Below are 26,585 nucleotides of genomic sequence, written 5' to 3'. Positions count from 1 at the left end.
GGTTTACCAGACGCACTACTGATGAAAGGCCTGACTTATAAGTGGCTAGCGTCTTTTGCAATAAATGGCGTCTGAAGACCTGACACTAGGTTTCGATCATTGGCGGCGGGTCTGAGCAGTACCCAAAATGTCTAGAAGAAACATTCATGACAAGATGACGCTTTAAGGACAAACGGTCGATATTTGCATACAAAATGTCACAAAGAGGGCATAGCGTGAGGTGAACAGTCCTATAAGGTCCTCTCGTATGTCGACGATCCAGGCTCATGATGCGGCCCCCGCAGCCACGCGTCCCCGGCTGGACCAGACGTTCAGTCGCCGAAGTGTTTTCCTATTTTTCTCATTGCTTTTTGCCGGCATTCTCATCAGTTCCTACGGTATTGTCAGTGATGTCCGTGAAGCCGGATCGGTAGCCACCACTTGGTTGCCGTTCGCATTGCTGGGCCTGGCTCTGGTCATTGCGCTTGGATTCGAATTCGTCAATGGGTTCCACGATACGGCCAATGCAGTTGCTACCGTTATCTATACGCATTCACTGCCTGCCCAGGTCGCTGTCGTGTGGTCCGGTTTTTGGAATTTCATGGGTGTGATGCTTTCCAGCGGCGCCGTGGCGTTCGGCATCATTGCACTGTTGCCGGTTGACCTCATCCTGCAGGTCGGCTCCAGCAATGGCTTTGCAATGATCTTTGCCTTGCTGATTGCCGCCATTGTCTGGAATTTGGGAACGTGGTGGCTTGGGTTGCCAGCGTCGTCATCCCATACCTTGATTGGTTCGATTCTGGGCGTCGGGCTGACCAATGCCTGGCTGGAAGGGCGAGACGGCAGCAGCGGGGTAGATTGGAGTCAGGCGCTGAAGGTGGGGTATGCGCTTCTTTTCTCACCCCTGGTAGGATTTATCTGTGCAGCGCTCCTGCTGCTGACATTGCGCATGCTGGTCAAGCAAAAGGCACTCTATCAGGAGCCCAAAGGCACTCAGCCGCCCCCGTTCTGGATTCGGGGGATGTTGATCCTTACCTGCACCGGCGTGTCGTTTGCCCACGGCTCCAATGACGGTCAGAAGGGAATGGGGCTTATCATGCTGATCCTGGTAGGTACCTTGCCAATGGCCTATGCGCTGAACCGTGCAGTGCCCGCCACGCAAACGCCGCAGTTCGTTGCTGTAGCTCAGGTGACTCAACAAGGAATTGTAAAGGATGTACCTGGCGCTGCACCGGCCGATCCACGTGGCGTACTTCTGGAATATGTACGTACCCGCAAGTCCACGGAGGAGGTCATTCCGGCGTTGGGTGCAGTGACCGGGTTGATCGCCGATGAGGTGAAAAGTTACGGCACGCTGGCCAACGTACCTGCCCAGGCCATGATGAACGTGCGTAACGACATGTACCTGACTTCAGAAAGCATCAGCCTGCTCAAGAAACAAAAGCTCGATACCTTTTCCGACGACACGCGCAACAATCTCAATGAATTCAAGCGCCAGATCGATGAGGCGACACGATTCATTCCGCTTTGGGTAAAGGTGGCGGTGGCCATTGCGCTGGGTATGGGCACCCTGGTTGGGTGGCGACGGATCGTCATTACCGTGGGCGAGCGCATTGGTAAGACGCACCTGACCTATGCTCAAGGCGCCAGTGCCGAGCTGGTCGCTATGGCTACTATTGGCGCAGCCGACCTGTATGGCCTGCCTGTCTCGACCACGCATGTCTTGTCCTCGGGTGTAGCGGGAACCATGGCAGCCAATGGCAGTGGCCTGCAGATGTCTACGGTACGCAACCTGGCCCTGGCCTGGGTATTTACCTTACCCGCCGCGATGATGCTTTCAGGGTTGCTGTACTGGCTCTTCCATGCCGTGTTCTGATGATGAGCTGCCTGTGCGGTACTCCTGTGCCTCGCCAAGCAGCCAGTCGCGAAAGGACTGTAATGCTTGAGATGTGGTCGTACGCTCGGGGATAGCAAGATAATACGCACGATCACTGCGGTAGCTAGAGGTATTCAAGATGATAAGCCGCTCCTGCTCCAGCTCGTTCTGGATAAGGAACGGCGGAATCAGCGCAACCCCCATTTCATGGATGGCGGCCTGAGCCAGCATGGAAAACAGCTCGTAACGCGGACCATGCAGATCATGGGGGAATGACAGGCCCTGCGCATTAAACCATTGTCGCCAGGCATAAGGCCGTGTGGTCTGTTGCAGTAGCGGAAGCGCTGCAACAGCCTGAGCGGTAATGCCATCCTTGTGATCGACCAATGCCGGACTGCACACCGGCACCGGGTATTCGTGCATGAGAAAATGGGTTTGTGTGCCTGACCACTCACCGTCTCCACAATAAAGCGCGGCATCGAAGTCAGTGTCGGCAAAGAGAAAAGGGCGGGTACGGTTGGTCAGATTGACCGTTATGTCTGGATGAAGTACTTGAAACCGCTTAAGGCGTGGCAGGAGCCATTGTGTACCAAAGGTGGGTACTACCGCGAGTTCGAGCCGGCCTGAGCCATGCTTGCCCATAACAGCCAGAGCGTCCCGCTCGGCTGCATCCAGGTGCTGGGCTACCTGCCGGCTATAGGATAATCCCGCTTCAGTAAGTAGAACACCCCGGCGAGTACGGCGAAACAGCTCAATGCCCAGAAAGCTCTCCAAACCTGCAATCTGCCGGCATACCGCACTTTGTGTCAGAGCCAACTCATCTGCGGCACGGGTAAAACTCTGGTGTCTGGCAGCAGCCTCAAAGGCAATCAGCGCAGCCGTACTGGGTATTTTTCTTCTCACATGTACCTCTTGCTCACAGACAAATGCCTACAGCAGCGGTAATCATCATGGTGTGAAGTGAGTTTTACGCACAACCCTGTGCACATTGCTCGGTTGCAGCACAGTTAGGCGTCTTCTAGCCTTGCTTCACAACAAGATCACCGGAGTGACCTGCAATGGCAGCCAATGCACCGTTCAATTGGGAAGATCCTCTCCTGCTTGAGCAACAGCTCAGCGATGAAGAGCGGATGGTACGCAACAGCGCCGCGCAATTTGCACAGGCCCAACTGGCGCCTCGTGTCCTGGAGGCGTTCCGGCATGAGCAGACCGACCCGTCGATTTTCCGCGAAATGGGGGAGGCAGGCTTGCTTGGCGCCACGATCCCTAGTGAATACGGCGGCAGTGGACTTAATTATGTGTGTTACGGCTTGATCGCCCGTGAGGTAGAACGGATCGACTCAGGATACCGCTCCATGATGAGTGTTCAGTCGTCTCTGGTCATGGTGCCTATCTATGAATTTGGTACTCAGGCACAACGCCAGAAATACCTGCCAAGGTTGGCCTCAGGCGAATGGATTGGTTGCTTTGGGCTGACAGAGCCGGACCATGGCTCTGACCCAGGCTCAATGGCTAGCCGGGCAAAAAAGGTAGAGGGCGGCTATCGCCTTACGGGTAACAAAACCTGGATTACCAACAGTCCGATTGCCGATGTCTTTGTGGTCTGGGCCAAGGATGAGGCCGGTGATATCCGCGGATTCATTCTGGAAAAAGGCTGGAAAGGTCTCACCGCACCTGCCATTCACGGCAAGGTGGGACTGCGTGCCTCAGTAACGGGTGAAATCGTAATGGATAACGTCTTTGTCCCTGAGGAAAACCGATTTCCAGAAATACGCGGCCTGAAAGGTCCCTTTACCTGCCTCAATTCCGCCCGGTACGGGATCAGCTGGGGCGCATTGGGTGCGGCCGAGTTCTGCTGGCACACCGCTCGACAATACACCCTTGATCGCAAGCAATTTGGTCGACCTCTTGCTGCAAATCAGCTCATTCAAAAGAAGCTGGCCGACATGCAAACCGATATCACGTTGGCCCTGCAAGGCTGCCTGCGTCTGGGACGAATGAAGGACGAGGGGACGGCCGCTGTGGAGATCACTTCAATCATGAAACGCAATAGTTGTGGCAAGGCACTGGACGTTGCCCGTATGGCCCGGGACATGCTTGGAGGCAATGGTATCTCTGACGAATTTGGCATTGCGCGGCATCTGGTTAATCTTGAGGTGGTCAACACCTACGAGGGAACCCATGATGTGCACGCGCTCATCTTGGGACGGGCACAGACCGGTATCCAGGCCTTCTTTTGATCACTCTCAGGGAGGCTGGCTCATGGCTGGAGCACTTGCAGGCTTACGAGTCCTAGACCTGTCACGGGTTCTTGCCGGGCCTTGGGCAGGACAAATCCTGGCGGACCTGGGGGCAGAAGTCATCAAGGTCGAGCGCCCCGGGCGAGGAGATGATACACGTCATTGGGGGCCGCCCTTTTTAAAAGGCCCGCTAGGGGCGAACACGGGCGAGTCGGCCTATTTTCTGTCAGCCAATCGCAACAAACAGTCGATAGCCGTGGACTTCACCCAGCCCGACGGTCAGCAGATCCTTCGGGATCTGGCTGTTAAATCGGATGTGGTGCTAGAAAATTTCAAGGTTGGAGGCTTGTCAGCCTATGGCCTGGACTACGCCTCGCTCAGTGTTCTTAACCCGAAACTGATCTACTGCTCGATTACCGGTTTTGGTCAGAGCGGCCCTTATGCACAGCGGGCAGGCTATGACTTCTTGATACAGGGGCTTGGCGGCCTTATGAGTCTGACAGGCCATCCGGATGATGACGAGGGCGGTGGCCCGGTCAAGACAGGGGTTGCGCTGGTAGATATCCTGACGGGGCTGTATGCCACGGTGGCTGTTCTGGCTGCGCTGAACCATCGGACTCAGACCGGTGAAGGGCAGCATATCGACATGGCGCTGCTCGATGTTGAAGTGGCTTGCTTGGCCAACCAGGCCATGAATTATCTGGTCTCCGGTGAGTCGCCAACGCGCCTTGGCAATGCCCATCCCAACATCGTGCCGTATCAAGCCTTTCCAACAGCCGATGGCGATATGATCCTCACGATTGGCAATGATGCTCAGTTCCGCCGGTTCTGCGAGGTGGCAGACCGGCTGGATTGGGTGAATGATCCTCGTTTTGCCACCAACCAGGCGAGGGTCGTCCATCGTATGGAACTGGTTCCGCTGATTCGGCAGGTTACCGTTTTCAGGCGTACTGAAGAATGGATCGCCCTGCTCGAAGCGGTGGGTGTGCCCTGTGGTCCGATCAATTCAGTGGCCCAGGTTTTTGCCGATAAGCAGGTAGCGGCACGCAGTCTGGTCTTTACGATGGCGCATCCGCTGGGACAAACCGTTCCGCAGGTGGCAAGCCCGATACGTCTTTCCAGAACGCCCGTGGAGTACCGACGTCCTCCACCGCTGCTCGGTGAGCATACCGAGCAGGTGTTGCGGTATCTTCTGGGCCACGGCGATGCCAGAGTCAACGCCTGGAGGCAGGCGGGTATAGTCGGTTAGACTTTACGCCCGAATGCCTGAACGGCCAAGGCCAACCGCTCTACCGCGTGGCCGATCTGCTCGAGCGATGGCGCAGCAAACGACAGCCGTACCGTAGAGTGGTCAGGGACTTCGGCGTAGAAGGCGCTGCCTGGAACGTACATGACCTTATGCTCAATAGCCTGCTCGAGGACCGCCTTGGCATCCAGCCCCTCTGACCAACGCCCCCAGACAAACAGCCCGCCTGCCGGCATCCGGCATTCGAACCGTTGGCCAAGGTGTGTCTGTAGACCACTCACTAGCGCCAGGCACTTCTCATGATAGGCCGCGGTAAGCACCGGTAGATGCCGCTCCAGTAAACCCTGCTTCAAGTAGGCTTCGGCAATGGATTGCATCCAGCCGGAGGCACACAAGTCAGCGGTTTGCTTGGCGATCGTACAGCGTTTGAGTACCTCGGCAGGCCCTATCATCCAGCCAATACGAACCCCAGGCGCCACGATTTTTGAAAGGCTGGACAAATAGACTACCTGATCTCGGGTTTCCGGTTGTGTGCGAGCCAGCGCTGCCAGCGTGGGAATGGCAACGCCGGTAAAGCGTAGATCACCATACGGATCATCTTCGATAATCAGCAGGTCATGACGCATCGCCACCTCCAGCAAGGCGCGGCGGCGTTCCAGACCAAGCGTAAGTCCGGTAGGGTTGGCAAATGTGGGGGAAAGATAGAGAAACTTCGGTCGTTGCTCCTGCGTACAGCGGGTCAGCTGACTATCCAGTTGCGCAGGATCGATACCGTCCAGATCCGAGGCGACGGTTTCTATTCTGGCCTGAGCCAACCGTAAGGCTTGAAGCGTAGCGGGGTAGGTAGGTTGTTCGACCAGAACGGCGTCACCCGGCGAAAGCAGGACGCGAACCAGCAAATCAAACCCTTGTTGCGAGCCAGACGTGACGATCAGATCGTCCGCATCACAGGGAATACCACGCTGGCGGCTCAACTGAGCAAGTGCCTCGCGTAGGCCCGGCAAGCCTTCACTGCTGGAATATTGCAGGCAACCGACTGAATTGCGAAAGGCCACTGTCATCGCCTCTGCCAGCCCTGCTTCATCAAACAGATCGGAGGCAGGGTAGCCGCCCGCCAGCGAGATCATGCCGGGTACGGAAAGATACTTGAATAACTCTCGTATGGGAGAGCCTTGTGGCGACTCGAAGACAGGGTTGAAGATACGCATGAGGGATTCGCCGTTAATCACGATGCGAAGACTATGCGTCTGCCGCTTCCCTCACTACAAACGAGAAAAAGTCATAGGCTGTTGAAAGAAAGGAATTCTAGTGATTTGCCGTTTCGCTTGACTTTCCTGCTGAACCGGTTAGCTTTGTTGCCCATGAACACCTTTATCACACCTATCGCTGCGTATTATTACTACCTGAACTCTTTCGGGTGGTAGGTGGTGCTGCGCTGCATTCCGAACCGCCTGTGGCGGCTCGGTGAATGCAACCTCTCCCAGTCTCCGCAGGCCAGAAAGCCAAGGAGACGTATTCAATGAACAAGCCCCAGCAAGACCTGCTTCACCTGTTGGAAGAACGTGGTTTCATCCATCAGATCACCGACCGTGACGGTCTTGGCCAAGCGCTCAATAACGGACCAGTGACCGCGTACCTAGGCTTTGACGCAACGGCTGATAGCCTGCACGTCGGGCATCTGCAAGGTCTCATGCTCATGCGCTGGATGCAGCGTGCAGGGCATCCGATCCTGCTTTTGATCGGTGGCGCCACGACGCGCATTGGCGATCCCAGCTTTCGGGACAGCAGCCGCCCGGTGCTGAACGACGCCCAGATCGCTCAGAATATGTCCGGTATTGCCAAGGCATTTACAACCTACCTGGAAGTGGGCGATACGGACGGGCAAGCCCGGGTAGTAGACAATGCCGAGTGGCTTGATGGGCTGGGTTACCTGAATTTCCTCAATACCGTAGGACGGCATTTCTCGATCAGCCGCCTGCTCACGTTCGATGCCATCCGCAATCGCCTGGATCGTGAGCACTCTCTGTCCTTCGAGGAATTTGGCTACACCTTGCTTCAGGCTTACGACTTCGTCGAGTTGGCCCATCGGTATGGCTGCACTCTGCAGTTGGGCGGCGCTGACCAGTGGGCCAACATTATCAATGGCGTTGAGCTGTCACGTCGCCAGAATGGCCCGCAGCTCTACGGGCTTACGATGCCGCTGTTGACCACGAGTGACGGCAAGAAGATGGGCAAGTCGGCACAATGCGCGGTATGGCTCAACGGCGATAAGCTATCTGCCTATGATTTCTGGCAATTCTGGCGCAACTGCGATGATCGGGACGTACAGCGTTTCCTGGCACTGTTTACCGAACTGCCCATGGACGAAGTACGTCGCCTGGGCGCATTGCAGGGTGCAGAGCTTAACGAGGCGAAAATCGTTCTGGCCAACGAGGCGACCCGTTTGTGCCATGGCGAAGCGGCCCAGCGTGACGCGGAGACAGCGGCACAGGCGTTGTTCAGTGAGGGCAGCCAGAGCGACACACTCCCCAAAGTGGAAGCCAGCCGCACCGCACTGCAAACGGGCCTCACCCTGACCGATCTTCTGGTGGCTAGCGGACTACAGAGTTCGCGCAGTGCCGTGCGCCGACTCGCGGACGGCGGTGGGCTACGCCTGGACGACGTGCAGGTCCAGAATCCGGACGAGCCCTTGTCTCCCACGCTGGAAGGCAGCCGATTGAGCCTGGGCAAGAAACGTCATTTTCAGGTTGTGCTGGTGGACTGAAAAGGAAAAGCCCCGGTGTTCCGGGGCTTTCTCTAGCTGGCTTTATGTCGCAAACCGCATGACAAGTCGATTCATATCTATGGCTAGGCGAGACAGTTCCGCGCTGGCCGTAGCGGTCTGGTTGGCGCCTGCGGACGTCTGTATCGACAAGTCACGGATGCTGACCAGATTGTAGTCAACGGCCCGGGCTACTTGGGCCTGTTCTTCAAACGCCGTAGCGATCAGCAGGTTTTCTCGTTGTAAGACATATTATAAGATTTGTAATCAGGCTAAGGCACGGGCAACGCCCCAATAATGGTACGTTAATGGGCGTAAGCCCGTTAAATAAAACGTTTTGAATTCAATCATTTCGAATTTGGCGTCATGGATAAGTTTGCCTATTTCCCGGTTCAGGTGGCAGCCGCCCACTACTTGGGACCAGAGCGGCGTCATCCGATCTTGCCATACACGCACCGCTTCATCGGGGGCTTGTCCATGCTCGCAGAACAGGAGCTGTCCTTCCGGCTTGAGTACGCGATGCATCTCTTTAAGTGCAGCGGCCGGATCTGGAATCGTGCACAGCGAATAGGTCACCACAACCGTGTCGAAGGAGCGATTCTCAAAGGGAATCCGCTCGGCCGACAGATCAACCAGCTCGACGTCAAGGCCTGCGCGTTGAGCACGAGACCGAGCCAGCCGGTGCATATCCAGGGAGGGGTCCAGCCCAACGATACGCTCTACCCGAGACCTGTCATAGTGCTCAAGGTTGAGCCCGGTCCCGATGCCAATTTCCAGCACCTGACCATACGCCAAAGGGATAAGAGACTGCCGCTGCAGGCGTACGGGTTTAATCCCGCAGGCAATATCGAGCAGATAAGGCAAAACACGACGCTCGTACCAGGAACTCATGTTGAACAGGCCACGTGATCCGTTGAAAGACGGTACTACTGTATCCGGTCTGTAAAACAAAAGGCGGGGAGAATACCCCGCCTGGCTCAGGCGATCATTGCTGAATCATCGAGGCCATATTGGCTGTACCCAGTTGAGAAACGATCGCTTCATTACCTATGCCTGAGCGCTCAAGGCTTAGGGTGTGGTTGGTGCCTTCCTGCACCAGCGCGAAATGGTCATTTTGTGTATTCATTTGAGTCACTGTCATGACCAGCCCATCCCCGCGCTGCGCCATATCCAGGGAGCTGTCAGTCGTGTTTCGTTGACTTAAGTTCATCTCATTGTTGTTACCGGTCTGCTCGGCCGTAATCTCATGGGCACCCGCACCCCCCATTTGCACCACGGTCATGCGGTTATCGTTGCCGTTTACCGTAGCTTCCAGGCGGTTGGTCATCTTGGTGGTCAGGTAGCCAGACCACCCCCATTGCTGCACATCCAGAGTATTACGGTCACCGTTCTGGCTGGAGATGAGAGTATTGCCGTCACTTCCCTGACGGACGTTCATAACGTTGTCGTTCCCATTCTGGGAGGCCTGCATCAAAGACCCGCTCAGCTCGCCCTCGATAGGCCCCAAGCCGCTCTGCTGCACCTGAACGATATTGCCATTACCCTGCTGATTGACCTCGGCCTCCTGACGACGCCATTGCTGTTGCAGGTCGATCAGGTTGTTGTCACCGTTTTGCACAAGGTCTGCATCCATGAAGTATTGAGCATCCTCGCCCTGCACAACCCTCATGGTATTGCCATTGCCCAGGGTGCGGGCACTGAGGCTGGGCGTCCCACTCATGTTTTCCAACCGGAAGTCGTGCAGGTTGTGAGTACCCTCCTGGTAGCTCGTGACACGCCCGGCGTTATTGCTGCCCTGATCGATACGCACCTCGTTCACGCTGCCTCGCTGCGTAACCGCCACGGTAGACCATCCTCGGGTGTCCTGATAAATCTCCACCAGGTGGCTTTCACCACTCTGATCGATATCAATAGTCCCGCGAGTTCTTTCCCCCTGGTAGATCGATGCCGCATTGAGTTCGCCCGTTTGCAGCACCGTTTGACGGGTGTCGGTGCCCAGCTGGACCTGAACGCTGTGGTTGCCTTGCCCGGTTTGTGTCAGCGCGGCCGTATTCTGCGCACCGCTCTGAGTCAAGTCGGCCGTATTTGACGCGGCGTAACTATGGGTGGTGCCGAGTAGTCCGATAAGCAGTGCGAGTGGTTTCAACCTGAACATGACGGATATCCCTACGATCTAGTAATGACCTGTACGCGCTTTGCTATTACAGGGCCGGTGTTATCCGGCCTTATGAGCGTAGACGGAAATCCGAAATATGTAGCGAAGGAAAATATCAGATGAACCATAAGCCCTTTTCCATCCTCAGCTGAATATGGGCATGGGCGATGTCTCGCATGATGGCAATTCCAACGCCCGTACCATACCCCACTCAAGCCGATAGAATCGCTCGAAGATACGCTCACGTTCATCCGATGGAATACCTGGCCCACTGTTTTCTACTTCTAGGATGACCGCCTGGTCCGACAGATTGATTCGCATTGTGGTGCAACCTTCAGGCGGGATATGGCGGATGGTATTGTCGACAAGATTGACGCAGCAGAAAGGCATTGCCTTGTGTTGAGGCTCGGGCCAAGGTCAGTAGTTGATTAGCCTGGTGAATCATCCGCTCGCTTGTCTGATTGATAAAACTCAAGATGCGACTGCTATCAGGAGCGCCTGCATATCGTTCGCATAACCATTGGCGTTGGATATGCAAGCCGACAAGCGGGGTGCGCAACGGGTGCGCCATATTATCGAGAAAGGCGCGCTGCGCTTCTGCACCCGAGTGGATACGGAGCAGTAGGCGATTGAGCGCGGCAATAATGGCGGAAGGCTTCTCAGGCCGCTCTGTTACTCAACGATGTCAAAGTACGGTAATGGTGCGTTGCTGAACAGCAGCCATACCCTCAGCTGAACCATTACATTAAAAGTGAAATCTTAGGATAGCATTATATGCCCTTGATTTATAAGAAAAAAATTTATGTTGATAGGTGATAGATATTTTCCTTCAATTTATCGTGAGGCCAAGCCGTCTACATCTTAGAAAATGCGTTAAAAGGTCAGAGAGTTAAAGTGATTTCTCGTTAAAATTAGTGATCAACATTAGGTTATGTTTTCAAGCTATTGTTTTTTATACAGATTATTTTGAAAAAATGGTTTTTTGTGATCGCCTCGCTTACAGCTGCATAAAGCGTTGAATCACAGGCCCTCTCTTAGGGTCCATAAGTACTCTAGGTTTAATCACGAGGGTCAATCATGGGACTGTTTAGCTCGATTCTTGACAAGCTTGGCTTGGACGGCGTTAGTAACGAAGAGCAGCGAAAGGCTGATGTCGGCGTCATTGATGCCAGCAAAACGTCTACACGTATCGTTACCGATTCTGAAGAAACCAACGCTGCCCACAGCGCTCGTGCCGAGCAACTACAGGCTCCGGCAGCTACCGGCGTGCAAAATTCGATGGATATTTCGGCGCGTCTCGATGCAATGGCTGCTAATCATAATGATCACCTGAACTGGCGCTCCTCCATCGTCGACCTGCTCAAGGTACTTAATCTGGACAGCAGTTATGAATCACGCAAGGAGATGGCCGCCGAGCTTGGGTGCCCTGCCGATAAGCTTGAAGATTCGGAGCAGATGAACAACTGGCTACACAAGGCCGTTATGCAAAAGCTGGCCGAGCACGACGGGACGGTTCCTCCCGAGCTTAAGGCGTAACCGGTTTTGGAAGGCAGGCATCCAGCTCAGGGATGCCTGTGAGACACCTCCGACGGTCAGGTATTGCCCATCAAGGGATCGCTAATCGAATGGCGGCCAGTTTCAAGTCTGCCAGCCAGACGCCTTTCCCAGCTGCCCTGATCAGCCCGAACCGTAATGTCGTACCATCCACCACTCACGCGCGTCGATATACGCTGTTTATGTGTGGCACCCGCACCAAGCTGAAACTCGTGGGGCTTTTCAAACGTATAGGGACACCGATCAATCTGAACGGTCATAGCCTGCAGGCTTGTATTGGTGATTGTCATGACCAGATTGTGGCTTTTACCGTCACGCTGCAGCCTTACTTCTGGCTGCGGAGCCTTGAGGTTGCCACGCAGTGCTCGATGAAAGCCGTTAGGCCCCAACAACCACAGGTCGTAGGTGCCATCATCTGTAGTAGTGGGGACCCAGACATCACTCAACAGCTTCCCTGCCTCGATGGTATAACGGCGAGGGATATCCTCCAGATGCAGCCGATCGTATACATGCAGCACGAGACCTTGTTCGCCTGTGTTGCGCATGGTCAGGGTTAGCTGGCGCGTCTCCGGACTGGCTTCCGCCTCGACCTCGATCCGATACGGCAATGCTCGGGAAGGGCGAGCCAGACGTCGCTGCACAGGGACTTGTTGTTGGTCAGCAGGCGGAACAGGGACCTGTGGTAGCTGCTCCTGTTTTTCCCGCAGCTCATCCGCTGCACGGCGAGAGGTAGTCTGCAAGGGCGGCAAAAACTCCTGATTCGGATCGACAAAGTTAAAGGCAGACGTCAGATCTCCGCATACCGCTCGCCGCCAAGGACTGATATTGGGCTCTTTTACGTTGAAGCGCTTTTCCAAGAATTGCAGTACCGAAGTATGGTCGAAGACCTGCGAATTCACCCAGCCGCCTCGGCTCCACGGCGAAATGATAAACATCGGGACACGGGGCCCTGGTCCGTACACACGTCCATCAGGGGCCGGCTGTTCCTTCGAGCCAGGAGGTGCTTTGTGCTGGAACACTTCGGCATCGAAAGCAATGGTTGATTTACCTGCCAGTGTTCCATCTGCGCGTAGGGAAGGAGCGGCAGGTGGCGGCACATGGTCGAAGAAGCCATCGTTTTCGTCATAGTCGACGAGAAGTACCGTCTTGCTCCAGATCTCTGGATTTTCAGTCAGTGCATTAAGGACTTCCTGGGTATACCAGCCTCCCTGAACAGGACTGGGGGGACCGGGGTGCTCCGAATACTCCGCTGGTGCGATCAGCCAGCTCACCTGAGGCAGCTTGCCTTGTCGGATGTCGCGTCTGAAACTTTCGAACATGGTTTCAAGGTCGTTGCTGTTCGCTGCTGGCATCGTATTGCCGTTGCCTTTGTACAACGGGGCGACGGCCTCCAACGCTTCGCGATAGACGACGAAGTCGTTAAAGTCTGCAGAGGGCTGGGCGGGGTTGCCAACCTTGACGCTTGCGGCACGGTATTGGCGAAAGCCTGCATAGGCATTATCACCGAAGTTGTCCGGTAGGTACTGATAGACCTTCCACGAGACGCCCGCATCCTCAAGTCTCTCTGCATAGGTCGTCCAGTCATATCCCTCATCGGGCGGCCCCGGAGCATCCCACTCGTTGACAACCGCTGCGACGTTAGAGCCAGTGGGGCCGTTGGTACCGGTCCAAAGAAACAGGCGATTTGGTGCTGTTCCACCTAACAGCGAGCAATGGTAGGCGTCACACAGCGTGAAGGTGTTAGCCAGGGCAAACTGAAAGGGCACCTCGTTACGCTCGTAGTATCCCATCGAAGTCAGCGTCTTATAGGTTGGCCATGCACTCAAACGACCGCTGTCCCAGGCCGCCTGGGTGTCTGCCCATGAATGTGGCGTGTCATGCACACGCTGGGCGTTACCTTTTCGGCTGTCGAGGTGATAAGGCAGGATAACGCGCTCTTGACCTTGCTGCTGCCAGACAGCGCGTCCGCCCGGCAATGGAATCGTCAGCCGGTCAGCAAAGCCGCGTACGCCCGGCAGCGTGCCAAAATAATGATCGAATGATCGGTTCCCCTGCATCAGGATGACTACATGCTCGACGTCCTGAATAGTACCGGTACGGTTGTGGGCGGGAATGGCCAATGCCCGTTGGATCGAGGCGGGTAGCATGGCGATGGCCGACCCGACGGCCGCTGCCTGCAATAGATTTCTGCGGGTGAGAGAAGGCATGACTCGTTCGCTCCCTGTACGTGCTGAGGGGGTTAGCCGGAACAACTCGTTACATATTTGTACGGGCAGCAGGTAGTAGAAATATGACACTGCGAAACGATCTGGAATTTATAGGCAGGTGTATGAAGCGCTTGTCTGTCAGATGAATCGGTGCGACTGGGCAGAGCCATATCGCACCCAGGCAGGGAGGTCAGGATTTTTCAGTAATAATGAATTGATTGGTGCCGAGTTTATGTGCTCCCCAGGAAACGGCGTAGCCCTGGCCAAGCCTTACCGCCTCGGAGACAGCTACCGCCTCGCTGTTGTAAACGCAAGCCAAATGCCATGGAGTGTTCCGATAAACTCCCCAGCCTTTGACCCAGTCCTGGTCGTTGGGATCTCGTTGTAGCTCACGGAGTAGCCATTTAAATTCCATAACAGCCTTCCTTGTAGCAGTGGGACAAGGTGATACAACCATAACGCCCCTCAGCGCAGCGGGCGATTCCGGCTTGTGGCAAGTGTAGCCAAGATCATTGCGTTAGCTTGATAGACTTTCCAAAAAGGCAGTATCGACTGCAACGGCAGCGATAGCACCACGATGACATTGAACATCGAAACCCGAAGATGTTCATGGGAATGAAGGGACTGGGCCGAAAGAAAGGGCCCCGTCCCTGGGGCAGCATGCTCAGCTAGGCAGGGTATCCTGTCTGCCTGCATATTTCATCGGCTGCCAAATCAATAACTTGAGCCACTTTTTAAAAAATATGGATTTTTTTGCTAACCGTTTATCCCTTTAGACAGACGGCACGCTGTAGTGGCGAATAAATAGCAAAACGCTGCCTCTAACAAACACTACTGCCTGGTTCTGCTTGCATCATGAAGTGTCTGTCTCGCCTTACCTACATTTTTGCTGACTCATTTGCTCTTAAAGGCATCATCGACCAAGAGGGTAGCCTGACGATTACCGCAGCGCCTCTTGATGGAGGAGAGCCTTATACTTGGCGTTTTTCCGCCCGGTATTTGAAAAATGGTGCGCTGTTCCAGACGCTGCTGGACGATATCGAGCATGAGCTGCTCAAACACAACAAGCAGAAGGCGCAGTTGCAAATAGACGACCTGGTAGGAACGCCCGTAGGGCAGGTGTCTCGCTAAAGGCTCATCAGATCACCTGCTACCGTTTATTTTTTTGCTGTTGCCCCCATCTTGATTCCACTACCGCTGCGTGCCGTTGCGCCGTTGGCGCTGTAATACAGTAGAGGTGTTCAACCTCTGTCTCTTCTCGACGTCAAACGTATTATCGCCTACAGCAGGATCTGACAGCCTATGAGCCTCGTCTATGGCATCTGCTCGGATGCACATTTGCATAATTGGTCAGCGTTTTCCCGTGTCGACAAGAATGGGCTCAATAGCCGTCTCGGTCATATTCTGGATCAGATTCAGGTGGCGGCGCATGACCTTCGTGCGGCAGGAGGACGTACGCTCTACATTACAGGCGATCTGTTCCATGTACGTGGCTCCGTTTCGCCCACGGTTCTTAATCCAACTATCGACCTGTTCGCACGGCTTACGACAGACCTGGGCCTGAACATTCGCGTCTTAGCAGGCAATCATGACCTTGAATCCCGTGACAGCAGCGCGCTGGGCAATGCTTGCGAGAGCTTGCGTACCATTTCCGGTATTGAAGTGATTTCAACGCCAATGTTGTTCGAGGATGACCATGTTGTCATGGTGCCTTGGTATGACCGACTCGATGATGTCCGCCGGCATATTGACGCTTGCCTGACAGATTTGAATGCAAAAGGGGAAGCTCCCAACGCATGGACTCTGATGATTCATGCGCCAGTCAATGGTGTTCTAACCGGCTTGCCAGACCATGGCTTTAACGCAGCGGAGTTGGCCCGATACGGGTTCAAGCGCGTTTTTAGTGGGCACTACCATAACCATAAGCGCTTCGAGGGTGAGGTCTATAGCGTAGGCGCCACCACCCACCAGACTTGGAACGATATAGGGACCCGGGCAGGCTATCTCTTGGTCAGCGATACCGACGTGGTATTTCGTACCTCTTCTGCGCCCCGCTTCATGGATCTGGATATTCGCTGGGATGAGCAAGAAGCTAGGGCGCAGTGCCGAGGTCATTATGTGCGGGCCCGGCTGGGCGAGGCGACCGAGGAGGAGATTTCTCACCTTCGTGATCAGCTTAAGACATGGGGTGCGTTGGGAAGCCTGGTACAAGCCATCCCCTTGCCACGCTCTGCTGTTATGCAGCGTCGCTCGCCGGTCTCCAGCGCACCGACACTACGCGAATCGATCCGCGGGTGGGTGGAGGAAAACAGCACGCATGGTGACGCACTGGTAGCACTGTGCAACGACATACTCAGCGAAGCCGAGGCGATCGATCCATGAGGATACAGAGCCTTTCGATTACTCACTTCATGGCGATTGGACATGTCGAGTCGCTTCCCCTGAACGACAAGGGTCTGGTACTGATCCAGGGCGAGAACCTGGATGATACGAGCCAAAAGAGTAACGGCGCTGGCAAGTCGTCAATTGCCGACGCACTGTGCTGGGTCCTGTATGGCGAAACCGCTCGTCAGGAGTCTGGTGATGCGGTGATCAACCGTACCGCAGGAAAGGGTACAGAAGTCAGACTTGAGCTGCTTGACGAGACGGGCGCACGTTACCGCATCAGGCGTTATCGCAAGCATCGCCAATACAAGAATCAGTTGCGCCTTGAGCATTTCATGGAAGGCGAATGGCAGGACCTTACCAAGGGCTCGGATAAGCTGACCCAGGTGCTGGTCGATAAGGTCATGGGCTGTTCGCGCGAAGTGTTCGTTAACGCGATCTATCTGGGTCAGGAGGCCATGCCCGACCTGCCCGGGATGACAGACCGAAACCTCAAGCTCCTGGTAGAGGAGGCCGCAGGTATCCATCAGTTGCAACAGGCTTATGAGATCGCTCGGGCCCGACTTAATCAATGCAAGGTCGAGGTAGGAGAGCTCACCACTCAGGCCAAGGCCTTGGAAACAGCCATCACCACCTTTACCGCCAATGTCGGGGCGGCCGAGCAGGATCGCGAGGCGTGGATACATCAGCAGAGCGCCGCCGTCCAGACCGCTACCCAGCACTACCATGCCGTTCGGGATGCATTTGATGCAAGCCTGGGAAAGTATCTTCAGGCACACTTGAAAAGCCTGGACGAGCAGGCCGCGGCCGTTCGTAGCAGGATCACCGCGTCCGATGAGGAACGCCGGCAGGAGCGTATCCATGCCAAGACGCTTCGAGAAGCGGAGCTTGCTTATGTCGCAGTCCAACAGACCCTGGAGCGTGAACAAGCCAAGACCCAGCGGCTCGCTCACACGTTGGAGCACATTGACGATCAAGTAGGTACTACGTGTTCTCAATGCGGTCATGTCATCGAACCACAGGATCTTGATGCCTCACGAGACATGACCCGGCAATCCGTGAAAACGCAGCAGGAAAAGGTACTTGCGCTACAAGATCAAGCGAAGACAGCGAAAGAGGCGCTTGACCAGTTGGAAAACAGCCTACGCAATTATCGCCAGCAAATGACTGATGTTTCCGAGCAAAGTGCAACCCTGGAAGCGCTTGAGCAGCAAAGACGAAAAACCCAGGCTGAACAGCACGCCTGGCAGGAACAGGCCAGGCAGCTACAGGTGCTGAAGGAGCGCATCGCGCAGCTCGAATCAGCAAAGAATCCGCACGATTCAGCCATACAGCGTGCACGTGAGCAGTTGGTACAGGCAAGGGTGAGACAAGAAGCCTTGACGGCTACATTGAGCGCAGCGCAGCAACGGCTTGCACTGGCGGAAGAAGCCGCCCGGGTATTCAGCCCGTCAGGCGTTCGTGCGCATATTCTGGATAACGTAACCCCCTACCTGAATGCTCGGACGGCTCACTATTTGTCTACATTGACGGACGGAAACGTGACCGCAGTGTGGTCTACCATTGCATTGACGGCCAAGGGAGAGTTACGCGAGAAGTTCTCTATCGATGTGGTCAGCGCAACCGGGGGTGAGACCTTTAAAAGTCTCTCAGGAGGAGAAAAGCGTAAAGTCAGGTTAGCAACCGCCATGGCACTGCAAGATCTGGTCGCATCGCGAGCCAGTAAACCCATCAGGTTGTTTATGGCAGACGAGATTGATCAGGCCCTTGATGAGGCCGGTCTTGAGCGATTAATGTTTTTGCTGGAGGAAAAGTCCCATGACAAGGGAACGGTCCTGGTTATCAGCCATACGGATCTACGCGATTGGATTCGTAACAGCATCACTATAACCAAGGAAAACGGACAGGCTACCGTAGAAGCTGCATATACCGTCTAAGCGGTGCTGGCTCATTGGATAGCCAAAAGGGCATTTGATGCGGGCTAGTAAAAATCAGTCTGCTATTTTTTAGTGTTAGAGCTAAGCCAAGCGTCCCTGCAGGCTTGCCAATGGATAGGTGAGGGAAATCATGCCGCGTTGTCCTGACTCTTGCGTTCCTGGTACTTCTTGGCGGCTGACTCGAGACTGCTGACAATGCTGTCATAGACGTCAACGGTCATCTTGCTGGCGTCCGGGTAATCCGTTTCAAACTTCTTCTGAACAGCCGGGCTGCACTCGCTTACCGCATTTTCGATACGCTTGAGCTGACTCTTGTTAATGTAAACAGCAGGCTGGCGGTTGGCATTGGTCTGAGAAGCATCATTGGCATCGTCATCCTCTTGGGCAATACCTGCAAAGGCTGCCAGGGAATAACGGCGATAGTACGTAATCGCGCTACCAACCCCTTGAGGGTCCATTTTCATGCAGGGGCCCAGCAGGGTATTGCTGATCCACTGACCCGACTCGTGCATCAGTACCGTTTCGACACTGACCTTGCCATCTTCAAAGCCCGGCATTTGGACGATCGAAAGGCCGAACTTGCTCAGAATCGGTCGGGTTGTATTCAATACTTCGGCTAGATCCGCATACTTGCTTCTGAAGTGCGGATTGATGCTTCCCTTCGTGGCGTTTTCAATCTCAGCCTGTGCGGCGGCCAGGGCCTTGGCAAGGGCGTCGATGTTTTCTGACATTTTCATACAGGTATCTCCAAGGCAACATACCCCTTACCGACGGGACAGGGGTGAACGTCGAGAACTGATGAGAAGGGTTTAAAGAGGCTTTCCAGGCAGTCCATCCTATATGGGGGCAAGCGGGCTAAAACCAAGCTGAAAGCCCCGAGCTGCCTGACCTTTCGTCGGATGAACACTGCCTTTAAAAGGCTTCTCAGTTATCAAACGCGCTACTACCTGGACCACAGCGAAAGCGGTTTATCTGCAAGCGTGCAAAGGTTTGTAATGGGTCAGAATTTATGAAGCGCGAGGGATATCCCATAGCTCAAGGCCTGCCCGGTCAGTTGGCGAAGCTCCTCGTCAGCGTCGTGTTTCGCTGCCTGAACAAGGCGATCACCCAGAGCACCTTCAAGGCATGCAGGCGTTGCCTTCAAAATCTCGAGCCCCTTGGCAGTGAGGACACAATCATGAGCGGTTCCAGCCACTACATCGCCATGTTCGATCAAGCCTGCATTGCCAAGCCATCTGACCGAGGCGGTAAAGAATCGAGCCTCATCCGCACAGGGATTAAAGTCATCTATTTCATTCAGGCCCGCCGCCTCGATGTGCTTTTGCATATCGGTACAAAAGAGATTACGCGGAATAGGGAAGGCCTCGTACAACTCACCAAAAAGCCGACCGACCAGATTATCGAACCGTTCAATGTTGGTAGCCATGGGCGCTCCTGAGTTGATTTCACTCCATCATAGCTGACATCGTAATGCGCAGGAGAGCACCGTCTGGCGAAAAGCGCTGTAAATCAAAGTGTTAAATATAGTCCTGCCTTTTTCTGGCTACGCCATCCCCTACTTGGGATGAGCACAGAGTTGCGCTACGATTAGCCTTACGATTTTTATCCTTTACGTAAAGCGAGTAGCCATGAGCCGTAACGGTATAGACAAGGAGAAGGTGGCCACTGCCATTCGGCAGCTAAAGGAAGAGGGCCGGTCTGCCTCTGTACCTGAAATCCGGGCGCTGACAGGAGGCTCGTTTACAACTATTCAACGCTATAAAAAAGAAATCGAAGCTGACGAGCAAAGCCTTTCAGGACCGAGCGGGCGGATCAGGGCGGACATGCTGGCACTGATCGAACAACTCGAACGCAAGTTGCTGGAGAGGGCCCAGCTGGAAATAGACGAGGCCGAGCAGACGCTCGCGGTTCAGGCGAAGTCGATAAATGAAAAGCTCAAACTTGCCGATGAGCGTGCGAACGCCCAGCAAGAGCGTATCAGGGACCTGGAGACCAGACTAGCGAAGGCCGAAGCACTCGCAGCAGATTACGCAAACCGATACAACGCAGCCAATAACGAGCTGGCCAGGCAGGCGGTAGACCTGACTCATAGCCAACGTGAGTCGGCTGCCCGTGCCCAGCGTATCGAAACGCTAAGCGCTGAACTCAAGACGGCACGGGATGCGTTGGAAGGTTATCAGGAGGTGATGCAGCGCCAGCGGCTGCAGGATCAGGTGCAGTCGGATTCCGCCGTCAGTGACTTACGCAACCAGCATCAAGCGGTTCTGGCCGAGAATGCCTCCTTGCGGGAGCAGAACATCCAGCTGATTCGGGATAATGAGCGACTCCAGGCCTTGCATACCACACAGGCCCGGCATCTGGATGACCTGGCCCGTCAACTCGATCAGGAGCGCGCCACCGGCAAGGACCTGATCAGGCAGATCGCCCGTCTGGAGGCGCGATTGGAATCGCATCAGCTCTGAGACTTGTCCTCCGGGGCAAGTTGCTCATTCAACTGCTCAACCAGGCGTTCTACCGGGACCGGTCTGCCTAGCAGAAAACCCTGCGCTTGATCGCAGCTCAGGATACCTAGTGCATTAAGCTGCTCGGCTGTTTCGACACCTTCTGCGGTCACGGACATCGAGAGCGCCTTGCCCAGTGCAACAATGGCCTTGATGATGGCCTGATTGCTGTCGTCACCCTCGCTTAAGCTCATGACGAAGCTGCGATCAATCTTGATGCCATCGAATGGATACTGGCTCAAGTAGCTAAGCGAGGAGTAGCCTGTTCCAAAGTCATCCATGGAAAGCTTCACACCCAGCGCCTTGAGTTCATGCATCAGGGCCAGTGCGCTTTCAGCATTATCCAACATCACGCTTTCGGTAATTTCCAACTCAAGCCGCGCAGGCTCAAGTTGCGTTTCTTCCAATACCTGCCGGATACGCTCTACTAGGTCATTACGCTGAAATTCGATACAGGAAAGATTGACCGAGACGAAGATAGGATCTTTCCATTCGAGCGCCTCGCGACATGCCTTGCGCAAAACCCAGTCGCTCAAAGGCACTACAAGCCCGCTCTGCTCGGCCACCGGTATGAATACAGCAGGACTCAGCAAACCGCGGGTAGGGTGGCTCCAGCGTACCAATGCCTCTGCGCCAATGATATTCCCGTTCTGGATACTAAAGCGCGGCTGGAAGACGAGTCGTAACTCATCGCGCTGCAGGGCGGCCCGTAGGTCTTCCTCGATCTGCTGACGTTGAAGCAGCCGCTCGTTCATCGCGCTGTCGTACAGCCGCCACGTATTACGGCCTGCCCCCTTGGCCTCATAAAGTGCAATGTCCGCAAACCGAAGCAGCTCGCTCTTGATAACCCCATGGGCAGGCGCCTGCACGATACCAATGCTGGCGCTGATACGAACCTCAAGTTCGTCAATCATGATTGGAGCAGAAAGGCAGGCCAGCAGACATTCTGCCAATACAGGAGTGTTTGGCTGCATTTGCCCGGTAAGCACAAGGACAAACTCATCGCCACCCTGACGGGCAATGAATACGCTGCTATCCATACACCGTTTGAGCCGGTTGGCCACTTCGATCAGGACCTTGTCACCAAAGCCGTGCCCTTGAGTATCGTTAACGTGCTTGAAGTCATCCAGGTCCAGATAAAAGATGGTCAAAGGACTCTCTGGCGTAGGTCCGTTTCCCAATTGCTCCTTGAGATACCGATACATGTACGTCCGATTGGGAAGCTGCGTCAGCGGATCATACTTGGACAGATGCTCGTAATGGGCCTGAGCTTCCATTTCGTCTGTAATGTCGCTGAGAGTCCCGCGATATCCGGATAAGACGCCCTCCGTCCAAACAGACCGAAGATAAAGGTGCCCCACACGTTTATGTCCTTCGCGGTCCATGTAAAAGCATTCCAAGGCTTTTGGGGCACCTGCTGGTTCCTGATCTTGTTGGGCGCTTGCCTGGAAGTCCGTTTCGCTGAAATCAATAAGCTCCTGCAGCGGCTTTCCCAGCCACTCGTGAACACTAAAGCCGGTGCTAACTGCGAAACGGTCAGAAAGATAGGTCAGCTCACGTCGGGCATTCGTCTCCCAGATCCAGTTTGAAGAAGCCTCGGCAACATCCCGAAAACGAGCCTCGCTATGCTCCAGGGCTTCATGGCTGCTGTCGATCAATGCAGCCGCGCGCAGTGATCGGCGCTTGAGTTTGATTAAAACCAGATACAGGGCAAATGCCGTAAGTACCAGCAGAGGCAGCATTACGCTTAGCAGTACACCGCCAGGACGCTCTGCCTGCCAGCTGAGCAGAAAAGGAACGCCATAGTCCTCACTTATGATAAGGCTGGCGCTATCCTTTTCTGCCGGCCCGGCTTTCAGATTGACAATGCCAGAGGCCGCACCTATCGACGCCAGCCTCTGCTGATCCAGCCGTTCAACAAAGAGCAGGATGGGAAGCTGGTCTCGCCTGGGTAGATACGCCACCTGAATAGGTTGAACCAAAGCTGCCGAAACAATCGCCGGTACGCCATCTACCTGATAAGAACCCTGAACATACGTAAGCGGAGGCTCGCTCCGGAGTCGGTCCAGCATTGCCGGCAAGTCGCCTTCGATCCACTGGAGTGCATCCTTGGGGTCGACCGTATCCTTTAAAAAGGCATAACGGGTATTTTGCGAGCCGTCGACAACCAGGACGGCATCCAGCCCATACTGCGACAGCAGCGAGCCGGCCAGCTTATCTTCTTCACGCGCCCATTTCGTATCGACCGCAGGATAGAGGTGCATGAAATTCTCCTCCCAGCGGGCATAGTCCATGAGTGTCGCCACCGTGGACTTCTTACGGGTATCGATAGCATTGCGCAAGGCCTGCTCACCACTGGTAATGGCCTTATTATCTAACGACCAGGCAATATAGCTCGTGACGGCGCCTGCCAGGGCGAACAGGCTCAACATCAGGACGGTAAACATCAACACAGAGCGACGGGTCAGCTCAGTGTGGCTTTGTGAACGAAACGGCTCGTCCTTTTTCATGGCTGGCGGGGGCGGAGAAATAGGCATGGTCAGGGAGGCGATTCGATAATCTGCTATCAGGTTGTTTTATATCGGCTTCCGCTCTCGCCGCTGTAGCAAATAATCCGGTTCAGGCGATGTGAGGCACAACCGGGCGGATCAACAGACCATCCGGCAACTTTTGACTCAAGAATTCCGCACTGATGCCGCTTCAATACGTATCACTTTGCATGTCCTCTCCGGCCCCCTTATCAAGGTTATGTCTATGAGCCTTCGCTCCGTGAAAATTGCATACCGAAGCCTGTTTTGCTTTGGCGTTATCGCGGTCATCCTGACCGGGCTGGGGGTGTTCAGCCTGGCACAGATGTCTCATATCCAGGATCAATCTCGGAAAGTGGAACTGAACTCACTGCCCAGTATTGTTGAAAGTGACAATCTGGCCCTGCAAATGGCCCGTATTCGTATAGAGGCGTTGCGCCTGATTGCCTTGCCAGATGCTGAAACGCTTCGAAAGACTCAGCAGAAAATCAAAGACTTGGGACAGCTTGTTGAAGCTGGCTTCAAACGCTATGAGCCTTTAATCAGCACGCCGGAGGAGGGCAAGGCGCTACAGCAGTTGCAGGCTATCTACCGCGACTATATGACTAATACCGATCAGCTCGTAGCGTTAATGGTCAACGGCCGGATCGATGATGCCCGTAAACAGGTCATGGGTGGCATGGCCAGCCTTGGCTTGAGCATGAACGAACAGACCGAGAAATTGCGTACCCTGAACCAGCAGGCAGCCAAAGCCTTTGGCGAAGATGCACAGGCAGTGTATAGCAACTCCGTATCCATTACCCTGACAGTTATCGGCTGCGCCCTGGGCCTTACAATCCTGCTCGCCTGGCGTCTGACCTTGAGTCTGTCCAAGCCTATTCGCGAAGCTGTGCAGGCCGCGGAGGCCATCGCGTCGGGTGACCTAACCCACCGGCTGGAAACAACCGGTACAGATGAGGCCGCTCAGCTGCTCAAGGCTATGGGAAAAATGCAGGGCAATCTGCGCGATACGCTTGAGCAGATCAACCGGTCGGCTGAGCAGCTGGCTGCTGCGACTGAAGAAATGAGCGCAGTCATGAGCGAAAGTACGCAGGGACTGCAACAGCAGAACAGCGAAATTGAGATGGCAGCTACTGCAGTCACCGAGATGAGCCAGGCCGTTGAAGAAGTAGCGGGTAACGCGACGTCGACGTCAGTCGCCTCCAAGGCAGCAGCCGAAACCGCGCGCCAAGGGCAGCGTCAGCTTAACGATACCCTCAGTGCTATTGGTGTCCTGACGGACAACGTTCTGAGCGCTTCTGAGCAGGCACGTCAGCTGGCCGAACAGACACGCAACATCAGCCAGGTGCTGGATGTCATCCGGTCCGTAGCGGAGCAGACCAACCTGCTGGCGCTGAACGCTGCAATCGAGGCGGCCAGAGCAGGGGACGCGGGTCGCGGGTTTGCTGTTGTAGCAGATGAGGTACGCTCACTGGCACACCGGACCAGTGATTCTACCCGCGAAATCGAGGCCATGATTGGTAGCATTCAGCAGGGGACTACTCATACCGTAGACGCCTTGCTGACCAGTGCGGATCAGGCCAGGCAAACCCAGGAGCAGGCTGAGGCGGCAAGTCATGCACTAGGCACAATCAACGATGCGGTTAACGGTATCGATGAGCGTAACCTGGTCATTGCCAGCGCTGCTGAAGAGCAGGCACAGGTGGCCCGAGAGGTGGATCGTAATCTGGTTCGTATTCGTGATCTGTCTATCCAGACGTCCGCGGGTGCAGAACAGACCCATACAGCCAGCCAAGAGCTTTCTCGCCTGGCTGGAGACCTAAGCGGGATGGTTCGCCGGTTCAAAGTCTGATCGACCGGCAGGATGATGCTGATTAACAGACATCGTTCTGCCCTACGTTTCGGCTAGGTAACGCAACGGAATGTAATAAATGCGCCCTTTATGGAAGGGCGTTTGTAAGCCCTCGTTGCAGTCCATGCCCTAAGGTAGGTTTATGTCTCATCCTGATTCAATGGTTTCGAAGAAACTCAAACGCCTACCTCTGGAAACGCTAACGATGGCCTTTCTGGGCCTGGTGTTTGTGTCCTTGGTAGGGTTTGATTTCTGGCAAAGCTGGCATGCGCGAGACGTTCAACTGCAGCAGTCCGAGAGCACAACGCTCAACCTGACTCGCGCGTTGGCCCAACATGCTGAGGACTCGTTCCAGGAAGTGGATGTAGCGCTCATGAGCCTTCAGCACTTGCTGGAGCAGGGTAATGAGATATCGTTTAAACCAGACGCGCTGCATACGCTGCTTGAGAAATATGCGGGCTCCCTAGAGCAGGTCGAGGGCCTGTTCGTTTTTGACGAGCAGGGCAATTGGAGGGCAACCTCTTTAGGTGAAACGCTATGGAAAGGCCAGAACTCAGACCGAGGCTACTTTAGATTTCACAATCAGAACACAACTGAAGACCCCTTCATTAGCCGTGCCATTCACTCCCGCTCTACAGGTAACTGGATTATTCCGATATCCCGGCGTGTTACCGACAAACAAGGGCGTTTTGCGGGTGTAGTGCTGGCTACAGTCAGGATGGAGTATTTCCTTGATTTCTATAGGCACATCGAGTTAGGGCCTTCAGGTGCCATTGTGCTGGCGATGCCGGACGGCACGATTCTGAGTCGACGCCCCTTCAAAGACGAATATCTGGTGGGCAAACACCTTGCCCAGAGCTACGTCATTACCACAGCATTGGCTCAGGCGCCTTCCGGCATCGTGACTATCAAAGCGGTAATTGATGGGGTTGAGCGCCTGTATGGCTACCAGCTGATAGATAGATATTCCTTGTTGGTAATGGTGGCAATGAGCAAGAAAGAGCTCTTGTCGGACTGGACCGGTGATACGCAACGCTCAGCCATCATTGTCGCCAGCCTCATTATCGTGATGTCGCTGTTCGGCTTGGTGTTAATGCGTCAGATCGGGCACGCCAATACGGTAAAGGCTGAACTGATCGAGGCACATACTCTATTTAACATAAGATATATTATGCGAAGCCCTTTGTGTGGCTTGAGTCTCACCACCAGTCAATATTGTTGCTCCAATGCAATTACAGGGTCAGGCTCCTGAACCTGATCATGTGCCTTTACGATACATAATCCCATCCAGATGGCACAAAGCCAGAGAACAATCGGATTGTCCATTTCAATTACTCGCGATCAAGTGCGTGCTCAGACGCCAG

The 26,585-nt window shown here is 54.8% G+C and carries 22 protein-coding genes and 1 pseudogene; 11 read left to right on the top strand and 12 right to left on the bottom strand.

Annotated features, from left to right (window positions below):
• The first annotated feature begins 247 nt into the window (after positions 1–247).
• Positions 248–1,855 (top strand): inorganic phosphate transporter, encoded by a 1,608-nt coding sequence (locus tag HMPREF1487_RS19820; protein WP_010798497.1) that lies wholly within the window; start codon positions 248–250, stop codon positions 1,853–1,855.
• Here the strand turns inward: HMPREF1487_RS19820 and HMPREF1487_RS19815 are convergent.
• Entirely contained in the window at positions 1,817–2,758 is a 942-nt protein-coding gene (locus HMPREF1487_RS19815; protein WP_010798496.1) for a LysR family transcriptional regulator, read from the bottom strand. The genes HMPREF1487_RS19820 and HMPREF1487_RS19815 overlap by 39 nt on opposite strands.
• Positions 2,759–2,913: 155 nt before the next feature.
• Here HMPREF1487_RS19815 and HMPREF1487_RS19810 point away from each other — a divergent pair, with 155 nt between their 5' ends.
• Together HMPREF1487_RS19810 and HMPREF1487_RS19805 are read left to right on the top strand one after the other, a co-directional pair.
• Positions 2,914–4,095 carry an acyl-CoA dehydrogenase gene (locus tag HMPREF1487_RS19810; RefSeq protein WP_010798495.1) on the top strand — a complete coding sequence of 394 codons (1,182 nt, stop codon included), beginning with the start codon at positions 2,914–2,916 and terminating at the stop codon, positions 4,093–4,095.
• 22 nt (positions 4,096–4,117) lie between these two features.
• Positions 4,118–5,344, top strand: coding sequence for a CaiB/BaiF CoA transferase family protein (locus tag HMPREF1487_RS19805; protein ID WP_010798494.1), 1,227 nt, complete (start codon positions 4,118–4,120; stop codon positions 5,342–5,344).
• On the opposite strand, the gene HMPREF1487_RS19800 is transcribed toward HMPREF1487_RS19805, so the two are convergent.
• A complete protein-coding gene (locus HMPREF1487_RS19800; protein WP_010798493.1) occupies positions 5,341–6,549 on the bottom strand; it encodes an aminotransferase-like domain-containing protein in 1,209 nt (402 codons plus the stop codon). The two genes, HMPREF1487_RS19805 and HMPREF1487_RS19800, sit on opposite strands and share 4 nt — an antisense overlap.
• A gap of 311 nt (positions 6,550–6,860) precedes the next feature.
• On the opposite strand from HMPREF1487_RS19800, the gene tyrS reads away from it, so the two are divergent.
• Positions 6,861–8,105, top strand: a complete 1,245-nt coding sequence (tyrS, locus tag HMPREF1487_RS19795) for a tyrosine--tRNA ligase (RefSeq protein WP_010798492.1) — start codon at positions 6,861–6,863, stop codon at positions 8,103–8,105.
• Between the two features lie 42 nt (positions 8,106–8,147).
• Here tyrS and HMPREF1487_RS28030 read toward each other — a convergent pair.
• From HMPREF1487_RS28030 to HMPREF1487_RS28020, 5 genes and pseudogenes are all read right to left on the bottom strand, one after another.
• Positions 8,148–8,336, bottom strand: a pseudogene (locus HMPREF1487_RS28030) (methyl-accepting chemotaxis protein); the annotation flags it as partial.
• 33 nt (positions 8,337–8,369) lie between these two features.
• Positions 8,370–8,993, bottom strand: a complete 624-nt coding sequence (locus HMPREF1487_RS19790; RefSeq protein ID WP_010798491.1) for a class I SAM-dependent methyltransferase — start codon at positions 8,991–8,993, stop codon at positions 8,370–8,372.
• A 94-nt stretch (positions 8,994–9,087) separates the two neighbouring features.
• Positions 9,088–10,257, bottom strand: coding sequence for a hypothetical protein (locus HMPREF1487_RS19785; RefSeq protein WP_010798490.1), 1,170 nt, complete (start codon positions 10,255–10,257; stop codon positions 9,088–9,090).
• A 144-nt stretch (positions 10,258–10,401) separates the two neighbouring features.
• Positions 10,402–10,647 carry an ATP-binding protein gene (locus HMPREF1487_RS28025; RefSeq protein WP_037031063.1) on the bottom strand — a complete coding sequence of 82 codons (246 nt, stop codon included), beginning with the start codon at positions 10,645–10,647 and terminating at the stop codon, positions 10,402–10,404.
• Entirely contained in the window at positions 10,592–10,870 is a 279-nt protein-coding gene (locus tag HMPREF1487_RS28020) for a histidine kinase dimerization/phospho-acceptor domain-containing protein (protein ID WP_256205763.1), read from the bottom strand. Before HMPREF1487_RS28020 ends, HMPREF1487_RS28025 begins: the two co-directional genes overlap by 56 nt.
• A 464-nt stretch (positions 10,871–11,334) precedes the next feature.
• On the opposite strand from HMPREF1487_RS28020, the gene HMPREF1487_RS19775 reads away from it, so the two are divergent.
• Positions 11,335–11,793, top strand: a complete 459-nt coding sequence (locus tag HMPREF1487_RS19775) for a DUF3597 domain-containing protein (RefSeq protein WP_010798488.1) — start codon at positions 11,335–11,337, stop codon at positions 11,791–11,793.
• A gap of 56 nt (positions 11,794–11,849) precedes the next feature.
• Here the strand turns inward: HMPREF1487_RS19775 and HMPREF1487_RS19770 are convergent, their stop codons facing one another.
• Both HMPREF1487_RS19770 and HMPREF1487_RS19765 read right to left on the bottom strand, forming a co-directional pair.
• The gene (locus HMPREF1487_RS19770) at positions 11,850–14,018 is read right to left on the bottom strand and encodes a phosphocholine-specific phospholipase C (RefSeq protein WP_010798487.1); all 2,169 of its coding nucleotides are present in this window, start codon (positions 14,016–14,018) and stop codon (positions 11,850–11,852) included.
• Positions 14,019–14,208: 190 nt separating this feature from the next.
• On the bottom strand, positions 14,209–14,433 hold the full coding sequence (locus HMPREF1487_RS19765) for a hypothetical protein (protein WP_010798486.1): 225 nt from the start codon (positions 14,431–14,433) through the stop codon (positions 14,209–14,211).
• A gap of 440 nt (positions 14,434–14,873) precedes the next feature.
• On the opposite strand from HMPREF1487_RS19765, the gene HMPREF1487_RS19760 reads away from it, so the two are divergent.
• From HMPREF1487_RS19760 to HMPREF1487_RS19750, 3 genes are all read left to right on the top strand, one after another.
• Positions 14,874–15,149 (top strand): hypothetical protein, encoded by a 276-nt coding sequence (locus tag HMPREF1487_RS19760; RefSeq protein ID WP_010798485.1) that lies wholly within the window; start codon positions 14,874–14,876, stop codon positions 15,147–15,149.
• Between the two features lie 171 nt (positions 15,150–15,320).
• Positions 15,321–16,400 (top strand): metallophosphoesterase, encoded by a 1,080-nt coding sequence (locus HMPREF1487_RS19755; RefSeq protein ID WP_010798484.1) that lies wholly within the window; start codon positions 15,321–15,323, stop codon positions 16,398–16,400.
• Positions 16,397–18,340 (top strand): AAA family ATPase, encoded by a 1,944-nt coding sequence (locus HMPREF1487_RS19750; RefSeq protein ID WP_010798483.1) that lies wholly within the window; start codon positions 16,397–16,399, stop codon positions 18,338–18,340. Before HMPREF1487_RS19755 ends, HMPREF1487_RS19750 begins: the two co-directional genes overlap by 4 nt.
• 128 nt (positions 18,341–18,468) lie before the next feature.
• Here the strand turns inward: HMPREF1487_RS19750 and HMPREF1487_RS19745 are convergent, their stop codons facing one another.
• Both HMPREF1487_RS19745 and HMPREF1487_RS19740 read right to left on the bottom strand, forming a co-directional pair.
• Complete coding sequence (locus tag HMPREF1487_RS19745) at positions 18,469–19,077, bottom strand: ERF family protein (RefSeq protein WP_010798482.1); 609 nt, start codon at positions 19,075–19,077, stop codon at positions 18,469–18,471.
• A 263-nt stretch (positions 19,078–19,340) separates the two neighbouring features.
• A complete protein-coding gene (locus HMPREF1487_RS19740; RefSeq protein ID WP_010798481.1) occupies positions 19,341–19,766 on the bottom strand; it encodes a hypothetical protein in 426 nt (141 codons plus the stop codon).
• Between the two features lie 202 nt (positions 19,767–19,968).
• Between HMPREF1487_RS19740 and HMPREF1487_RS19735 the strand changes: the two genes are divergently transcribed.
• Positions 19,969–20,802 (top strand): coiled-coil domain-containing protein, encoded by an 834-nt coding sequence (locus HMPREF1487_RS19735; protein ID WP_010798480.1) that lies wholly within the window; start codon positions 19,969–19,971, stop codon positions 20,800–20,802.
• Here the strand turns inward: HMPREF1487_RS19735 and HMPREF1487_RS19730 are convergent.
• Entirely contained in the window at positions 20,793–23,378 is a 2,586-nt protein-coding gene (locus HMPREF1487_RS19730; RefSeq protein WP_083603186.1) for a bifunctional diguanylate cyclase/phosphodiesterase, read from the bottom strand. The genes HMPREF1487_RS19735 and HMPREF1487_RS19730 overlap by 10 nt on opposite strands.
• Before the next feature lie 217 nt (positions 23,379–23,595).
• Here HMPREF1487_RS19730 and HMPREF1487_RS19725 point away from each other — a divergent pair, with 217 nt between their 5' ends.
• Both HMPREF1487_RS19725 and HMPREF1487_RS19720 read left to right on the top strand, forming a co-directional pair.
• Positions 23,596–25,221: a methyl-accepting chemotaxis protein gene (locus HMPREF1487_RS19725; RefSeq protein WP_010798478.1), complete on the top strand. Its 1,626-nt coding sequence runs from the start codon at positions 23,596–23,598 to the stop codon at positions 25,219–25,221.
• 142 nt (positions 25,222–25,363) lie between these two features.
• Positions 25,364–26,473, top strand: a complete 1,110-nt coding sequence (locus HMPREF1487_RS19720; protein WP_010798477.1) for a cache domain-containing protein — start codon at positions 25,364–25,366, stop codon at positions 26,471–26,473.
• Positions 26,474–26,585: the final 112 nt, after the last annotated feature.

This window comes from Pseudomonas sp. HPB0071, from assembly GCF_000478505.2.
GTDB classification, from domain to species: Bacteria; Pseudomonadota; Gammaproteobacteria; order Pseudomonadales; family Pseudomonadaceae; genus Chryseomonas; species Chryseomonas luteola.
Note: the sequence above shows the minus strand (reverse complement) of the source record. Positions and strands in the feature narration are given on the sequence as shown.

Bases quoted from the DNA above. Each gene is read 5' to 3' on its own strand.
- HMPREF1487_RS19725 (WP_010798478.1), top strand. From the start codon at position 23,596: ATGAGCCTTCGCTCCGTGAAAATTGCATACCGAAGCCTGTTTTGCTTT.
- HMPREF1487_RS19750 (WP_010798483.1), top strand. From the start codon at position 16,397: ATGAGGATACAGAGCCTTTCGATTACTCACTTCATGGCGATTGGACAT.
- HMPREF1487_RS28025 (WP_037031063.1), bottom strand. From the start codon at position 10,647: ATGCCTTTCTGCTGCGTCAATCTTGTCGACAATACCATCCGCCATATC.
- HMPREF1487_RS19755 (WP_010798484.1), top strand. From the start codon at position 15,321: ATGAGCCTCGTCTATGGCATCTGCTCGGATGCACATTTGCATAATTGG.
- HMPREF1487_RS19745 (WP_010798482.1), bottom strand. From the start codon at position 19,077: ATGAAAATGTCAGAAAACATCGACGCCCTTGCCAAGGCCCTGGCCGCC.
- HMPREF1487_RS19820 (WP_010798497.1), top strand. From the start codon at position 248: ATGTCGACGATCCAGGCTCATGATGCGGCCCCCGCAGCCACGCGTCCC.
- tyrS (WP_010798492.1), top strand. From the start codon at position 6,861: ATGAACAAGCCCCAGCAAGACCTGCTTCACCTGTTGGAAGAACGTGGT.
- HMPREF1487_RS19775 (WP_010798488.1), top strand. From the start codon at position 11,335: ATGGGACTGTTTAGCTCGATTCTTGACAAGCTTGGCTTGGACGGCGTT.
- HMPREF1487_RS19760 (WP_010798485.1), top strand. From the start codon at position 14,874: ATGAAGTGTCTGTCTCGCCTTACCTACATTTTTGCTGACTCATTTGCT.
- HMPREF1487_RS19810 (WP_010798495.1), top strand. From the start codon at position 2,914: ATGGCAGCCAATGCACCGTTCAATTGGGAAGATCCTCTCCTGCTTGAG.
- HMPREF1487_RS19740 (WP_010798481.1), bottom strand. From the start codon at position 19,766: ATGGCTACCAACATTGAACGGTTCGATAATCTGGTCGGTCGGCTTTTT.
- HMPREF1487_RS19735 (WP_010798480.1), top strand. From the start codon at position 19,969: ATGAGCCGTAACGGTATAGACAAGGAGAAGGTGGCCACTGCCATTCGG.
- HMPREF1487_RS19770 (WP_010798487.1), bottom strand. From the start codon at position 14,018: ATGCCTTCTCTCACCCGCAGAAATCTATTGCAGGCAGCGGCCGTCGGG.
- HMPREF1487_RS19790 (WP_010798491.1), bottom strand. From the start codon at position 8,993: ATGAGTTCCTGGTACGAGCGTCGTGTTTTGCCTTATCTGCTCGATATT.
- HMPREF1487_RS19720 (WP_010798477.1), top strand. From the start codon at position 25,364: ATGTCTCATCCTGATTCAATGGTTTCGAAGAAACTCAAACGCCTACCT.
- HMPREF1487_RS19765 (WP_010798486.1), bottom strand. From the start codon at position 14,433: ATGGAATTTAAATGGCTACTCCGTGAGCTACAACGAGATCCCAACGAC.
- HMPREF1487_RS19785 (WP_010798490.1), bottom strand. From the start codon at position 10,257: ATGTTCAGGTTGAAACCACTCGCACTGCTTATCGGACTACTCGGCACC.
- HMPREF1487_RS19730 (WP_083603186.1), bottom strand. From the start codon at position 23,378: ATGCCTATTTCTCCGCCCCCGCCAGCCATGAAAAAGGACGAGCCGTTT.
- HMPREF1487_RS19805 (WP_010798494.1), top strand. From the start codon at position 4,118: ATGGCTGGAGCACTTGCAGGCTTACGAGTCCTAGACCTGTCACGGGTT.
- HMPREF1487_RS19800 (WP_010798493.1), bottom strand. From the start codon at position 6,549: ATGCGTATCTTCAACCCTGTCTTCGAGTCGCCACAAGGCTCTCCCATA.